Origin of the sequence: Belliella aquatica (assembly GCF_014637795.1) — a bacterium.
GTDB classification, from domain to species: domain Bacteria; phylum Bacteroidota; class Bacteroidia; order Cytophagales; family Cyclobacteriaceae; genus Belliella; species Belliella aquatica.
Genome location: NZ_BMFD01000012.1, coordinates 25,704 through 40,239 on the forward strand (window position 1 = coordinate 25,704; position 14,536 = coordinate 40,239).

12 protein-coding genes are annotated in these 14,536 nt (G+C 37.3%); 5 read left to right on the forward strand and 7 right to left on the reverse strand.

Annotated features, from left to right (window positions below):
* Positions 1–19: 19 nt before the first annotated feature.
* Positions 20–1,015 carry a sugar kinase gene (locus IEV57_RS14605; protein ID WP_188443788.1) on the reverse strand — a complete coding sequence of 332 codons (996 nt, stop codon included), beginning with the start codon at positions 1,013–1,015 and terminating at the stop codon, positions 20–22.
* Positions 1,016–1,121: 106 nt separating this feature from the next.
* Here IEV57_RS14605 and IEV57_RS14610 point away from each other — a divergent pair, with 106 nt between their 5' ends.
* The gene (locus IEV57_RS14610; RefSeq protein WP_188443789.1) at positions 1,122–2,768 is read left to right on the forward strand and encodes a UxaA family hydrolase; all 1,647 of its coding nucleotides are present in this window, start codon (positions 1,122–1,124) and stop codon (positions 2,766–2,768) included.
* A gap of 113 nt (positions 2,769–2,881) precedes the next feature.
* Here IEV57_RS14610 and IEV57_RS14615 read toward each other — a convergent pair whose 3' ends face one another.
* Together IEV57_RS14615 and IEV57_RS14620 are read right to left on the reverse strand one after the other, a co-directional pair.
* Positions 2,882–3,169, reverse strand: coding sequence for a DUF1330 domain-containing protein (locus IEV57_RS14615; protein WP_014773550.1), 288 nt, complete (start codon positions 3,167–3,169; stop codon positions 2,882–2,884).
* 123 nt (positions 3,170–3,292) lie between these two features.
* Positions 3,293–4,102: a M48 family metallopeptidase gene (locus IEV57_RS14620; RefSeq protein WP_188443790.1), complete on the reverse strand. Its 810-nt coding sequence runs from the start codon at positions 4,100–4,102 to the stop codon at positions 3,293–3,295.
* Between the two features lie 105 nt (positions 4,103–4,207).
* Between IEV57_RS14620 and IEV57_RS14625 the strand changes: the two genes are divergently transcribed.
* Positions 4,208–4,684 carry a DUF4442 domain-containing protein gene (locus IEV57_RS14625; protein WP_188443791.1) on the forward strand — a complete coding sequence of 159 codons (477 nt, stop codon included), beginning with the start codon at positions 4,208–4,210 and terminating at the stop codon, positions 4,682–4,684.
* A gap of 31 nt (positions 4,685–4,715) precedes the next feature.
* On the opposite strand, the gene IEV57_RS14630 is transcribed toward IEV57_RS14625, so the two are convergent.
* Entirely contained in the window at positions 4,716–5,492 is a 777-nt protein-coding gene (locus tag IEV57_RS14630; RefSeq protein WP_229744520.1) for a hypothetical protein, read from the reverse strand.
* Between the two features lie 95 nt (positions 5,493–5,587).
* On the opposite strand from IEV57_RS14630, the gene IEV57_RS14635 reads away from it, so the two are divergent.
* Positions 5,588–6,502: a glutamate--tRNA ligase family protein gene (locus IEV57_RS14635; RefSeq protein WP_188443792.1), complete on the forward strand. Its 915-nt coding sequence runs from the start codon at positions 5,588–5,590 to the stop codon at positions 6,500–6,502.
* A 161-nt stretch (positions 6,503–6,663) separates the two neighbouring features.
* On the opposite strand, the gene IEV57_RS14640 is transcribed toward IEV57_RS14635, so the two are convergent.
* The 3 genes from IEV57_RS14640 to IEV57_RS14650 all read right to left on the reverse strand — a co-directional run bounded on the left by IEV57_RS14640 (position 6,664) and on the right by IEV57_RS14650 (position 11,570).
* The gene (locus tag IEV57_RS14640; protein ID WP_188443793.1) at positions 6,664–8,148 is read right to left on the reverse strand and encodes a S10 family peptidase; all 1,485 of its coding nucleotides are present in this window, start codon (positions 8,146–8,148) and stop codon (positions 6,664–6,666) included.
* Positions 8,149–8,246: 98 nt separating this feature from the next.
* Positions 8,247–8,930 (reverse strand): potassium channel family protein, encoded by a 684-nt coding sequence (locus tag IEV57_RS14645; RefSeq protein ID WP_188443794.1) that lies wholly within the window; start codon positions 8,928–8,930, stop codon positions 8,247–8,249.
* A gap of 84 nt (positions 8,931–9,014) precedes the next feature.
* Entirely contained in the window at positions 9,015–11,570 is a 2,556-nt protein-coding gene (locus IEV57_RS14650; RefSeq protein ID WP_188443795.1) for a phosphoenolpyruvate carboxylase, read from the reverse strand.
* Positions 11,571–11,816: 246 nt separating this feature from the next.
* Here IEV57_RS14650 and IEV57_RS14655 point away from each other — a divergent pair, with 246 nt between their 5' ends.
* Both IEV57_RS14655 and IEV57_RS14660 read left to right on the forward strand, forming a co-directional pair.
* On the forward strand, positions 11,817–14,123 hold the full coding sequence (locus tag IEV57_RS14655) for a putative monovalent cation/H+ antiporter subunit A (protein WP_188443796.1): 2,307 nt from the start codon (positions 11,817–11,819) through the stop codon (positions 14,121–14,123).
* A gap of 1 nt (position 14,124) precedes the next feature.
* Positions 14,125–14,535 (forward strand): Na+/H+ antiporter subunit B, encoded by a 411-nt coding sequence (locus tag IEV57_RS14660; RefSeq protein WP_188443797.1) that lies wholly within the window; start codon positions 14,125–14,127, stop codon positions 14,533–14,535.
* Position 14,536: the final 1 nt, after the last annotated feature.

The following is a 14,536-nucleotide window of genomic DNA, read 5'->3' on the forward strand; positions in this document are numbered from 1 at the left end:
ACATCTTAAGTCTCATATCTTACCTTAGCAGTTTACCGACATTCTCACCTTTTACCAGTGACTTGACTTCTTCAAGACTGACGAGGTTGGCATCTCCTGGAATACTGTGTTTCAAGACCGAGGCAGCAACTCCGAATTCTAAAGCTTCTTCATCGGAAAGATGGAGCAGTCCATAAATCAATCCAGCCATATAAGCATCTCCTCCTCCTACTCTATCTACAATATGCGTCATATTGTACTTTTTAGAAGTCAGTAGATTTTTCCCATTCCAAAGGATTGCACTTAGTCCATTTTCAGAAGCAGAAATAGAATCCCTTTCTGTAGTTGTAATATATTTGATTTGAGGATAGTCTTTTTTGGCTTGGATACATGCTGCTTCATAATCTTCAGCTGTGATGTCCATACAATTTTCGAAGTCAGCCATTCCGGCTACAATAATATGTGTATAGCGAATCAATTCAGGCATTACTTCCAATGGCCCTTTTCCATATTGCCAAAGATTTCTTCTATAATTGATATCACCACTGATTGTAATTCCTTTTGCAGATGCAGCTTTCAATGCTGCTAAAGTCATATCTGCAGCTCTCTGGGAAAGTGCAGGCGTGATACCCGTCCAATGAAACCAATCCGCTCCTTCAAATATTGCATCCCAATCTACTTCAGCACCATCGAAATTTGCAAAAGCTGAATCAAATCGGTCATAAATAATTTTTGAAGCCCTCTGCATGGCTCCATTTTCTAAGAAATAGAGACCCATTCTTCCTTCGGAAGTAAAAATATATTCTATTCCAACTCCCATTTGCCTCAAGTAATTTGTCGCAGCTTTTCCCAAATCATGATCTGGAAAAGCTGTTACATGGTAGGATTTCACTCCCCATTGTGCAAGGGAGACAGCTACATTAGCCTCTGCCCCACCGTAGACAATATTGAATTGATCGGCTTGTAAAAAACGCTCATTGCCCGGTGTGCTAAGCCGCATCATCACTTCACCTAGAGTTATTACCTTTTTAGTCATGGGTTGATCTTTATTCTAATTGGTAAATTAATGCCTTATATTTTTATTTTTGAATTTCTTTTGCCTAAATTGTGCAATCGATTGCGCAATATAAACAAAAAATTCAATGAACCATAAGTTTTTACAAATTCATCCACAGGACAATGTACTCGTCGCTTTGACAGATTTACGTGCAGGTGAAGTGATAGAATTCGAAGGGAAAAAGATTACCCTAAAGGACTCTGTACCTGCCAAACATAAATTTGTATTGACTGAAATTGAGCAAGGTGGTTACGTCTATATGTACGGTTCAGTAGTAGGGAAGTCAGTCACTCCCCTAGTTAGTGGATCAGTCTTGACAACTGCCAATGTGAAGCATGAAGCCAATTCTTTCAGTGAAAAGACAGAAACTACAGGATGGACTCTACCTGATTTTAGCAGGTTTGAGAGAAGAACTTTCAAAGGTTATCACCGATCAGATGGGCAAGTGGGAACGGCCAATTATTGGGTTGTAATTCCATTGGTTTTTTGTGAAAATAGAAATGTAGAAGTCATCAAGCAGGCCTTCGTAGATGAGCTCGGTTTTGGGAAACCAAACAGGTTCAAAAGCCTTGTGCAACAAATGGCTGATTTGTACAAAACAGGAAAAAAAGAGCAGATCGAAACGTTACAAGTTGAGGAATTTGTAGAAGTTAGCGCTTCAAAAATTTTCAAAAACATAGATGGTATCAAGTTCCTAACCCACCAAGGTGGCTGTGGTGGAATTCGTCAAGATTCAGATATGCTTTGTGCTTTGTTGGCCGGATATATCAATAATCCAAACGTGGCTGGCGCGACAGTTTTGAGTTTGGGTTGTCAAAATGCACAACCTGCGATCTTAAAAGAAAAACTGAATGCAATCAATCCCAATTTAGATAAGCCAATAATACTCCTTGAACAACAAAAAGAAGGAACAGAAAGCAACTTGCTATCACAAGCAATTAAGCAAACTTTCCTTGCTATGGCTGAAGCCGATCAACAAGAAAGACAGGATGCTCCGCTGAGTAAGTTGACGATTGGTTTGGAATGTGGTGGATCCGATGGATTCTCTGGTATTTCAGCTAATCCAGCGGTTGGGCATGTTTCTGATCTGATTGTTGCCTTGGGTGGAAAATCAATCTTGTCCGAATTCCCAGAACTTTGTGGCGTTGAACAGGAATTGATCAATAGATGTGTTGACAATACCATTGCGAAGAAATTCAGTAAGCTAATGGTAGATTATGCAGCATCTGCTGAAGCAGTAGGTTCAGGTTTCGATATGAATCCTTCACCAGGAAATATCAAAGATGGTTTAATCACAGATGCGATGAAATCCTCTGGAGCTGCCAAAAAAGGAGGAACTTCTCCTGTAGTAGATGTCTTGGATTACGCGGAGTATGCAACTAAACCCGGCCTCAACCTCCTTTGTACGCCTGGAAATGATGTAGAAAGTACCACCGCCATGGCTGGATCAGGTGCCAATATCATTTTGTTCACAACTGGACTTGGTACGCCAACAGGCAATCCAGTAACTCCGGTCATCAAAATATCTTCCAATACAAAGTTGGCAGAAAGAATGCCTGATATCATTGATGTAAACACAGGTGCTGTAATCTCAGGAGAAAAAACTATCCCTCAAATGGGCGAAGAGATGCTCGAACACATTATTAAAGTTGCCAGCGGCGAGATCAAATCCAAAGCCCAACTCCTGGATCAGGACGATTTTATTCCGTGGAAGAGAGGGGTTTCTTTGTAGGTTTAAATTTCAAAGTTCAGATTTTAGATTTTAGATTTGGCCTAGAATTAGGATTGCTACGTCTTGGTTCTAGGCTTAAAAAAAATGACTCATTTTTTCTCTAACTTTTTCCTCTAAACACTTTCTACCACTAACATTTTTCCTTTGGAAGCTTGAAAGCGGATATTTTTGGCTGTGGTGTATTGCTCAGAATTGTACCATTCTTTTGCTCTTTCGACAGATGGAAATTCTAAAACAACCAAGCGCTGTGGATTCCAATCACCTTCGAGAGATTCCGTCTGTGCCCCTCTAACGACAAACTTTCCACCAAAAGCTTCAACCGCTGGTAAACTCAGTTTTTTATAATCTTCGTACAATTCAGGATTATGGATTTCTACTTCTACTAGAACAAGTGCTGGCATGGTTGATTTTAAATTTTTGATTGTTGAATTCAGATTAATATTTGGTTTATCAGAAACCAGATTAAAAAATGTAGCTTATAGAGAAAAAGGCTAGATTCCTGAGAAGCTAGCCTTTTCTATTTTTTATCTTTGCTTGTTGCTCTTTTCGTAATAAGCCATGGCTTCTGCCATTTGGCTATTTAATTCTTGAATTCTTTTATCTGGACCTGGGTGAGTCGATAAAAATTCCGGTGGCCTTGCACCTTCTGCACCTGCATTCATTCTTTCCCAGAATATAGGGGCTTGTCTTGGATCATACCCCGCTAAAGCCATGAAATTTAAGCCTAATTGATCGGCTTCTAATTCATGCTTTCTAGAAAATTTCAACATTCCCAATTGTCCACCATAACCTACAGCTTGAAGGAAGATGCTTTGAGTAAGTGTTGGGTTTTGACCCATTGCGACCTGAACACCGCCAATCAATCCATTCAATAAAAGGCCATTTGACATTCTCTCTCTTGCGTGACTTGCTATAGCATGTGCTACTTCGTGACCCATAACAACAGCAATCCCTGTCTCGTCTTGGCAAATAGGCATGATACCTGTGTAAAATGCTACTTTACCACCTGGCATACACCAAGCATTGATTTGTTCACTATCTATAAGATTGAATTCCCATTGAAAGCCTTCCAATTCATCTGCATAACCCTTTTCTCGCATGTAAATATCTACAGCTTCTGCAATTTTTCTACCTACTCTTACGACTTGCTGACCTTGCGTCGAACTAGTTACTAACTTACTTTCTTGCAATACCTGACCATATTGATCGTATGACATCGGGAGAATCTCTGCATTACTTACAAGACTTAACTGATTACGTCCACTAAATGGGACTTTGGCACAGGAATAGGTGATTAGCCCGACCAAAAACAATATTGATAATTTCTTTAACATAACAGTTTGGATATTTATACAAAATTGCCCAAAAAAGATGCCATATCAAAAATGCATTCCTTTTTTTTAATTAATTTGGAACATTAAATACTTAATCCAATCAATATGACCCCAGAAGCAAAAAGTTACTTAGGTAAAATGACTAATCCTTTCATTTTTTGGTGGGCGATGTTGTTCAAATTACCCTCTGCCATTTTTTGGCGATTGAAAATCAAAAAACTTGATGCAGAAGCTTGCGAAGTGTCTATTCCTTATTTCTGGAGAAGTCAAAACCCTTTCAATTCTATCTATTTCGCGGCACTTGCCGGAGCAGCTGAATTGTCCACTGGTGCATTATGTCAACTTTCTATGGCTGGAAAAGGCAAATTCAGTATGCTGGTGGTTGATTTTAGAGCAGAATACTTTAAAAAAGCAGATCAATTGATCACCTTCAGTTGCAATCAAGGAAAAGAATTGGAGTCAATAATCAACCAACTTCAACTTGGTGAAAGCAACAAACTCACGATGATTTCGACAGGATTGACTAAAGATGGAGAAATGGTCGCAAGATTTTATGTTACTTGGTCTTTCAAAAAGAAATAGATGGGCGTACGACTTGGAGGAAAATCAGAATCTACTCTCTGCGTCTACCTGTTCTCCAATCAAAAAACTCGATCAGTCGCTGTTCCACCATCTTCCAACTCATATCAAGAAACTGATGGTCTTTGTTGTGCAGGTTAAATTCAATAATCAAATCATCTAAATCCTGATTGGAAAGGTTGTATTCAGACTTAAGCGCTGTCATCACTGAATCTGATTGAATCAATTCTAAATAATCTTTTTTCCGAGCTATTATGGCCAGTTTTCTGGCGTATTCCCGCTTATTTCTTTCGCTTTTCATAAAATAAGAAATCGGACCATCAATAGTCATCGCAGGAACTAAACCAGGATTATCAGACATACCCATGTACATTTTCCCTGGTCCTGCTTTTCTATCAGAGAATCCACGCATTCCAGTTGGACTTGCAGTACCACCAACCAAATAGGGAACTTTATATTCATTTCCGTAAACGCTAAACTGAGGGAGTGTTCGCGCATTTAAATATATCTCAGCTACAAAATGTCTGTCCTCACCAACGATCACTTTGTTTGGAATATAATATTGTTTTGAAAAATGTATGGAATCACCTCTGCTTCCCTGAAGTCTAAAATACCCTCTTGAATTTGTCAAACTGCTATCCATGTTCGTCAAATTCACAACCCAGACGTCCTCCAAGTAGCCTTTATCAAAGCCATCAATCACATTTCCGGTAATTGTCTGGGCCTGTATGCTAAATTGCAGCGTAAAACAGATCGTAAATAAAAGTACTATAATTCTCACCGTACGAAGGTAAAGTGAATTGTCTTTCACTAAAAATTTGTCGTGTTAAAAAACATTAAGCTTATAAATCACTAATTTGAATTTTCAATCTTAAAAGCATTTTATAAAAACACCTATATACAGCAATGGATAAATTCAAATTAACCAGATTCGCCCCTACACCAAGTGGTTTTTTACATCTTGGAAATATCTATTCTTTTTTGATTACGAAAGTTTTGGCTGAAAAACACGGAGCAAAAATCCTCCTCAGAATCGATGATTTGGATCAAGAAAGAGTCAAGAAAAAATACACGCAAGACATTTTCGATTCGCTAGATTTTATGGGACTCAGCTATGATTTAGGCCCAAAAAATCTGAAAGATTTTGAACAAAATTTTTCTTGTTTGAAACGAATAACCTTATACCAAAAGCACATCGAAGAATTAATTAAGAGAAAAGCTATTTTCGCTTGCGATTGCAGCAGAAATAAAATTGAAAAAATGCATCCTAAAGGATTTTATACAGGCTTTTGCAAAAAAAGGAATCTACCAATGAATACATCAGGATCAACTCTAAGAATCAATACTCCTGTAAATCAAAAAATAAAAATCCAAACTCTTGAAGGAATTCAAGAAAGTGAAATCCTTGGGATTTTAAGAGATTTTGTCATCAAAAAGAAAGATGGGATACCTGCCTATCAATTACAATCAATCTCAGATGATATTCACTATGGTGTTGATCTAATTGTGAGAGGCAATGATCTTTTTGGATCTTCAATTGCTCAAACTTTCCTCGCGTCTCAATTGGATAAAAATGGGTTAAATCAAATCACTTTCCATCATCATGATCTGATATTTGGGAAGAAAAATCAAAAATTGTCAAAAACCACTGGAGATGCCTCCATCCAATTTCTTAGAAAATCAGGAATGAAAAAAGAAGGAGTTTTCGAGCTTCTGGGGAAAATGGCGGGTTTTCCCCAACCCATTAAAAGTTTTGAAGAGTTTTCAAAAGCGTATTTAGCGGATATGATTATCCAAAAAAGTGATAGCAAGAAAAGTTAAAGATTTGCAATTGTGAGTAAGAGTTAATGGTTAATCAGTAGATAAATCTAATCTACACAGGCTCCTATTTATAAGAAAAGTTAGGTAATTGCTTCAATGTAAAAGCCGAAAGTCATCCTGACTTTCGGCTTTTACAATTAATCTATTTGAACTTATTATTTTCAATTTTTTGCTGGAACACCCTTTCCTGGAAGGCTATTTTTGATAAACTCTCGAATGTCATCATTGGATGTCTTCAAATCTTCTGCTCTCAGATACATCATGTGACCACTTCTGTAGGCCTTGAAAGAGAGTCTATCCTTCAATTTTCCATTTTGATCCATTTGCCACATATTGTATTTGGCATTGAAGTAATCTGTGCCACCATCAAAATAACCGGATTGTGTCATCACATGGAGATATGGGTTTTGACGCATGGCGTTGGCAAGTTGTTCACCAGTATTTTCATTACTTCTATCCCAAGGATTTACCGGACCAAAGAGATTGTATGTCAGATCAGTTTCATACTCCAAGACATTTCTTGCATAAAGATTGAAAGCTGGTGCAAAAGCATGATTCCAAGACGTCAAGGCTGGATCAAAATCATAGCGCTCTCCTGCATCACTTTTGTCAATTCCTCTATACCTACTATCCAACCTACCAATGGTCATTCCCTGATCTCTCAACAATTCCTTCCAGAAAAAACCTGTTGGAACAGCCAAATTATGTTCTAAAATAACTTTTTCACTCAATCCTGAGTAGTAAGCCATCTTTTTTGCAATTTCAATTCGAGCTTTTGGATCTAAAGAACCACCTTTTGCCATAGCTGGCAATAAAACATCGAGTGTGTAAGCCTCCACTTCAGGAAGAATTTCATCTAAGTCTTTGGCTTGAAGGTCTGCGGGGAGCACTTTGTGATACCATGCTGTAGCAGCGTAATAAGGAAGGTAATTAGCATCTGAAACTGGTCCGTTTCTCTCTAGTCCCATTGGAGTTGGAGATACTAATATCACACCATTGAAATACATCCAATGCGCATTTTGAAGTTGAGAAACCAAACCAGCAACTCTTGTGGTTCCGTAACTTTCTCCTATCAAGTATTTTGGAGAAGCCCATCTGTTTTGTCTGGTTACAAAGGTATTCACCCAGTCAGCCAAGTATTTGATATCAGCATTTATCCCGAAAAATGTTGATCGAGGTGTTTCTTTATCAACAATCCTAGAATACCCAGTATTAACTGGATCTACGAAAACAATATCAGCGACATCCAAAATAGAATGTGGGTTTTTACTGTAACCATATGGCTGAAGTGGGTAACCTTCGTCATCAATATTCAATTTGTAAGGTCCAGTGTAGGCCAAATGCATCCAAATTGATGCAGACCCAGGGCCACCGTTAAACGAAACTACCAAAGGCCTCGAAGCGCGATCAGAAACATCAGATCTTTCGTAATACGTGTAAAACAAAGAAGCAATTGGTTTCCCATCTTCGTTCCAAACAGGCTTCGTACCAGCAGTCGCTTTGTACGGCACCCTTTTGCCATTGATAGTTACTTCGTTGTTTGTTACTTTGGAAGATTCAACAGCTATTTGTCTCGTTTCTTGTGCCGAAACATACGTCAAGCTCAAAAGAAACAATGAAGCACTTAGTAAATATTTTTTGATCATAATTTTTGGATTTATTTTTACTAAAATAGAAAACTCAATTCATATCCCGTAATGAAATTTTTCAAAGGTCAAATAATCTGGTAAGAGGAGTACCGAGATTAATCTTGATGCTTAATATTACTTGCGGCTGCTACAAGTTTTGCGATGATAACTGCTGGATATAGAATCCCAATTGCTGACAAGAAAACTGAAAGCATTTTGGTTGGTACATTTAGTGGAAAAATATCTCCATAACCAACTGTTGTAATGCTTACTAAACTATAATAAATATAGGAAACATAGTCTCGATCATCTCCATACAACTCTACCTCACCTCCAATGGTAGACCCTGTCAAGAAGTAAATAATTTCAAATCCAAAACTTCCAAATAACGCTAAAAGTAGATATACATTGATTGCTCCAATAACCCTATAAACATCAATCTGATCATCCCTAAACAAAAGACGAACATTGATTACTATGAAGACTATCAAATTCAGTATTCCAACCACTCTTTCCATTAAGTAAAAATCTAGAGGTAAATCACTTAACCTAATGATTTTTAGAACTAAATGAAGTAGGAATAAGATGCTTGTAATAATGATAAAAGTCCTGTCTCCTGAGGAGAAAATCCCCACGAAAAACAATGCTAAAAATATGACATTTAAGAATAATACATTGTCAGATTCTACATCAATGAAAATCGGCATGATAAATACCGTAAAAACTAAAATGACGAGTAGTGTCACAAAACTTGCATCGGATACCCAATAATTTTTTATTTTCTTTAATGCAATGAACATGACAGAAGATTTGATTTAAAAATGAAATTTACACAATATTTCTATTCAAAAAGAAAATCCCGACCAAAGGCCGGGATTTTTAAATTAGGCTGCATTTCTAGCAGCATTGATAATTCCAAACATTGTCCGGAGTATCAATTTCTGCAACACAGGATCTTCTTTTCCTGAATCGAGCATAGATTGTATCGCATATTGCTGAATGGTAATCAGCGGAAGAACGATTTTCTCTCTAATTGCGATAGATTCTTTAGAAGTTGGATTGTCTTGAAGCAGAGAATCCATACCAGATACTTCCAAAATCAACCTCAAAGTTCGTTCGTACTCTTCAAACATCAATTTCCATAAATCAGCATATTGAGGATTGTCTTTCAGATAAGCCGTAGATTTATAAAAGGATTTTGCTAAGGACTGCATACTATTCCCAAGCAAAGATCTAAAGAAGAGTGAGTCACTATAAAGTGCTTGAGCATGATCAAATTTACCTTCTTTTTTCAAGGCTTCTAATGCAGCACCTACGCCAAAGAATCCAGGGATATTTTGCTTCATCTGAGCCCAAGAACCTACAAATGGGATTGCCCGCAAATCATCAAACTTCAACCCTGCATCCTTACCTCTTTTCAAAGGCCTAGAACCAATATTGACTTGACCAAAATACTTAAGCGGAGTCACATGCTCCAAGTATGGAAGAAACTGTGGATGATTTTTGAAATCCTTGTAAAACTGATAAGAAACATCAGCCATTTTATTGATCAAGACGCGCTGATCTTCAGAAAGTGTTTTTTCTGAGGAAGGATAAAGTTCGTTTTCAATCCCTGCACAGAGTAATTGCTCTAAGTTATACGTACAAGAAACCTGCTTGCCATAATTCGAGGAAATCGTCTGTCCTTGAATGGTAATTTGTATTTCTTCATTTTCAACTTGAGGGCCAAGGGAAGCATAAAAATTATGCATGTTTCCTCCACCTCTTGCAGGTGGTCCTCCTCTCCCGTCAAAGAAAATGACTCCAATCTCATAAAGCCTCGAGATTTTTGTCAATTCTTCTTTAGCGAGTAAAATAGACCAATTTGCTCGGATGTATCCTCCATCCTTTGTTCCATCGGAGAATCCAAGCATAATCGATTGCTTTTGCTTTCTGAATTTCAGGTGTTTGGCATAAGCTTTATTTTTGTAGAGCTCCTCCATAATTTTTGGAGCTTGGGCCAAATCATCTATTGTCTCAAAAAGTGGTACAATATCTAGTGGAAGCTCTCCTTCCTTATGGGGTATGCTGAGTTTTGCAAGTTTAAATACTTCTAAAACATGAAGCGCTGATTGACAATTAGAAATGATATAACGATGCAGACCATCTTCACCATTTTCCTTTTGCACAGTTTGAATAGCATCAAAACTTTTAAGCATTTCCTTATGAAAGTCATCTTTGATTCTATCTACTTTCGGAAGCTTATCAAAATCAAATAGATAGCTAATTTTCTCTTCTTCACTCAACTTGTGGTAGCCATCTAGCTCCTTTTTCCCAAGTTCCAATTCAATGATTTCATCCCATAGAGCATCATGCTTTCTGCTATCTTGACGCACATCCATATTGGCAAAGTGGAAACCAAAGATTTTCACTTTAAGAATAAACTCATCCAATTGATCCAAAAACAAACCCTCATGATGTTCAATAAGCGCACTTCTCGCTTCCAATAAATCATTGAGAAGATCTGCTTTTGTTCTGTAGACACCTTGATCTTCAAATAAGGAGTTAAAAAGTCCATTTTCAACTTTGACCATAATTGGCTCTACATGTTTGAAAGTCAACCTCCTTCTAATCAACCTAATATCTCTGTAGTAGCATCTAAGAATCCATTTTTGGAGTCTTTCTGCAACTTTTACTGTGATGTCATGCGTGACAAATGGATTACCATCACGGTCCCCACCAGGCCAGAATCCAACTTTTAACAATCCTGGATTATCCCACTCGTGGAGTGGGATTTCAAGTCTATTCAATAATCTCGTGAGGATATCTGGAATACTTTTATAAAAAACGTTTGTCAAAAACCAAATTAAACTGACCGCTTCATCAAGAGGAGTTGGCTTATCCTTATTTATAAAACCAGTTTTCCCTAGCTGCTGTAGGAGAAGATTGATGTTACCCAAATCGTTGTTCTTGATCGCATTTTCAAGATCAGTAATGATTCCCAATACATTGCCAGGATAGAATTGTGTAGGGTGGGCTGTGAGTGTCAGTCTCACAGAAAAATTATTGAGCTTCTCTATCAAAGCTTCTTTTTTCTTATCATTTTCCACTCGATTGATCAAGGCTGCTACACTTCCTTTTCCTTTCAGGTCGTGGATCTTGTCAAAAGCTGCATCCTCTATGGAATCAAAAAGTACAACTTGTCTTTCGACATATTGTACCATTTTAAAAAGAAGATTGTGACGATCATCTTCAGATTGACTTCCCATCAATTCATCAAAAAAGTTTCTAATAATCTCTTTGGGAGTTTTGTCTTTTTGATAGCCTTCTTCACACTTACTTGCTAATATTGGCAATAGTGTCCCTGTGCGGTTAATATCACTAAATGGTAAGTCTAGAAATAGACTGTTATAAATAGTGAATCTTTTGGCTACTTCGGTTTGATAATTATTCTTTAACATTTTTAGGTTTAAGGTTTGAGAGTCGTGAATTTAAGCAATTTTTATGTTTTTTTCATAAAAATGGATTAATTTATACCATTTATACATCTAAATACTAATTTAATTGTTGATTTTATTAAAAAATATAGACTTTATTAAACAAGCTAGAATTATAAAAAAGGCTTCTTTAATGTGAAAGGTAAAAATACCTTCACCTTTTTTCGTAATTTAGGATTTTTAACGCTGAAAAAGAAATCACCTATAAGCATGATATTAGCTATTCTTTCAGGGTTCATTGTTGCTTCAATGATTCCTCTTATGAGTAAATTTATAAAAGGAAAAGGTTCAATTCTGATCCCATTTCTTCCATTAGCTTTATTCATCTACTTCTTGACCTTTCTACCTCAAGTTAGTCAGGGTAATCCTATTGATTTCTTTTACAGTTGGGTTCCAAGCTTTGGAGTTGATTTGTCCTTTCGACTAGATGGCTTATCATTGCTATTTACTTTATTGATCACGGGAATAGGTACACTCGTATTTTTCTACACATACAGTTACCTGAAAGGCCATGTTTACTTAGATAGGTTTTATGGCTATTTGAGTATGTTTATGGCTTCTATGCTTGGCTTGGTGCTCTCTGATAACATCATGACTTTATTTATTTTTTGGGAATTGACGAGTATCAGTTCTTTTTTCTTGATTGGCTTCAACAACGAAGACCCTAAATCCAGAAAATCTGCCATGTTAGCATTAAGCATCACAGGATTAGGTGGACTTTTCCTTCTTGCTGCTGTTATTTTACTCGGTTATGTAGGTGGAACTTATTCCATCCAAGAATTACTCTCCCAATCTGAGCTCCTCAAGGCATCAGCAAATTACAATTGGATTATTTTCCTCTTATTCATCGCTGCATTTACCAAATCTGCACAGTTTCCTTTCCATTTTTGGCTTCCCGGTGCGATGAAGGCTCCAACCCCAGTAAGCACCTACCTGCACTCTGCTACGATGGTAAAAGCAGGTATCTATTTATTGGCAAGGTTTACTCCTGTATTAGGAGGAACGGCAGAATGGAATACAACATTGATTATCGTTGGAGCAATCACGATGGTTTACGCTGCAATTCATTCGCTTTTTAGATTAGATATGAAAGGTATCTTAGCTTACTCAACCATATCTGCATTAGGGATTTTGGTATTTCTGATTGGCTTAGGAACAGAGGAGGCTCTCTTGGCAGCTGGTGTATTTATTTTAGTTCACGCTTTATATAAAGCTACACTTTTCTTAATAACGGGTATCGTAGATCATGAAACCGGTTCTCGTGATGTGACTGTACTGTCAGGTTTACGAAAAGTGATGATGCCTGTAGCTGTAGCTGCATTTTTAGCAGCACTTTCCAATGCTGGAGCGCCACCATTCTTTGGATTTGTAGGAAAGGACTTGATCTATGAAGCCACTTTACATTTTGGTGATTGGGCTTATGTATTGACAGGTGCAGCGATTGTAACCAACATTTGTTTACTATTTGCAGGACTTTTAGCTGGTTACAAGCCATTTGCAGGGCCACTTCCAAAGCAATTCGAGAAAGTACATCTTCCCCACCCTACCATGTGGGTTCCACCATTGATTTTGGCTGGATTAGGTCTTGTCTTTGGAATATTTCCATCGCTAATAGAAAAAAGTCTCATTCAACCAGTTTTTACAAGCCTAGTTAATAATGATACCATTATCCACTTGAAACTCTGGCATGGTTTCAACCTTGTTCTTGGACTTAGTGCCCTAACTTTGGCTACGGGAGTTTTACTTTATTGGAAATTAAAACCTTCTAATAATTTACTTAGAAAGACTTTTAAGTTCGAGATTCTCTCACCAAAAACCCTGACAGAACAATTTGGGAATCTATTCTCCAATTTTGCAAAGCTTTGGACAGGATTCTTTCAAAATGGTTATTTAAGAAATTATGTCATCACCATCTTAGGTTTTCTGACCCTGCTTTTAGCTTTCCGTCTTTATCAAGGAGTGAATATTTATATTGATACAGCAACCCTCACAGATGTGACGATTTACGAAGCGATAGTGGTCATCATCATGGCAGCTTCTATCATCTTCACTGTTTTCTCAAAATCCAGATTGGTAGCAGTAGCATCGCTCGGAGTTATAGGATACGCAATCTGTTTGATTTTCCTATTCTATTCAGCTCCTGACCTAGCGATGACCCAATTCTCTATAGATACTTTGACAGTGATTCTATTTGTTTTGGTGATTTATAACTTGCCCAAATACAAATCTTTCTCTAAAAAAAGAGTCCGTATAAGAGATGGTATTCTTTCAATTTTCTTTGGTACTTTGATCGCCTTGCTGACCTTAGAAGTTTTGTCCGAGCCACTGAATCGAGAAACCTCAAAATATTATGCGGAAAATGCCTACATCTTAGCCAAAGGGAAGAATGTGGTGAATGTAATTCTAGTAGATTTTAGAGGTTTCGATACCATTGTCGAAATCACTGTTTTGGTGATTGCGGCAATTGGAGTTTTTAGTTTATTGAAATTGAGGTTAAAAAGCATAGAAAAAGAATAATATGAAAACAATCATTTTCAAGACAGCATCAACCTATCTTTTACCTTTGTTGATTTTGTTTTCTGTATTTATCCTACTGAGAGGTCACTATCTTCCAGGAGGCGGATTTGTGGGGGGATTAATTGCATCTATTGCATTTATAATTCATTCGTTTGCCAATGGACTCGAAAAGACAAAGACCATCATCAAATTTCATCCAGGTTTTTTGATGCCAATTGGATTAGCTATTGCACTTTTGAGCGGAGCTGCACCTCTGCTAATTGGACAAAGCCTAATGACCGGATTATGGTTTGACGAACCTATTGCAGTAATCGGAATGGTAGGGTCAGCATTATTTTTTGATACGGGAGTTTATTTGGTTGTCATTGGAGTTACTTTAACTATTATTTTCACCATAACTGAGACTATTTAAT

Excerpts from the sequence above, each read along its gene's own strand:
- IEV57_RS14605 (WP_188443788.1), bottom strand. The coding sequence starts at position 1,015 with ATGACTAAAAAGGTAATAACTCTAGGTGAAGTGATGATGCGGCTTAGC.
- IEV57_RS14610 (WP_188443789.1), top strand. The coding sequence starts at position 1,122 with ATGAACCATAAGTTTTTACAAATTCATCCACAGGACAATGTACTCGTC.
- IEV57_RS14615 (WP_014773550.1), bottom strand. The coding sequence starts at position 3,169 with ATGCCAGCACTTGTTCTAGTAGAAGTAGAAATCCATAATCCTGAATTG.
- IEV57_RS14620 (WP_188443790.1), bottom strand. The coding sequence starts at position 4,102 with ATGTTAAAGAAATTATCAATATTGTTTTTGGTCGGGCTAATCACCTAT.
- IEV57_RS14625 (WP_188443791.1), top strand. The coding sequence starts at position 4,208 with ATGACCCCAGAAGCAAAAAGTTACTTAGGTAAAATGACTAATCCTTTC.
- IEV57_RS14635 (WP_188443792.1), top strand. The coding sequence starts at position 5,588 with ATGGATAAATTCAAATTAACCAGATTCGCCCCTACACCAAGTGGTTTT.
- IEV57_RS14640 (WP_188443793.1), bottom strand. The coding sequence starts at position 8,148 with ATGATCAAAAAATATTTACTAAGTGCTTCATTGTTTCTTTTGAGCTTG.
- IEV57_RS14645 (WP_188443794.1), bottom strand. The coding sequence starts at position 8,930 with ATGTTCATTGCATTAAAGAAAATAAAAAATTATTGGGTATCCGATGCA.
- IEV57_RS14650 (WP_188443795.1), bottom strand. The coding sequence starts at position 11,570 with ATGTTAAAGAATAATTATCAAACCGAAGTAGCCAAAAGATTCACTATT.
- IEV57_RS14655 (WP_188443796.1), top strand. The coding sequence starts at position 11,817 with ATGATATTAGCTATTCTTTCAGGGTTCATTGTTGCTTCAATGATTCCT.
- IEV57_RS14660 (WP_188443797.1), top strand. The coding sequence starts at position 14,125 with ATGAAAACAATCATTTTCAAGACAGCATCAACCTATCTTTTACCTTTG.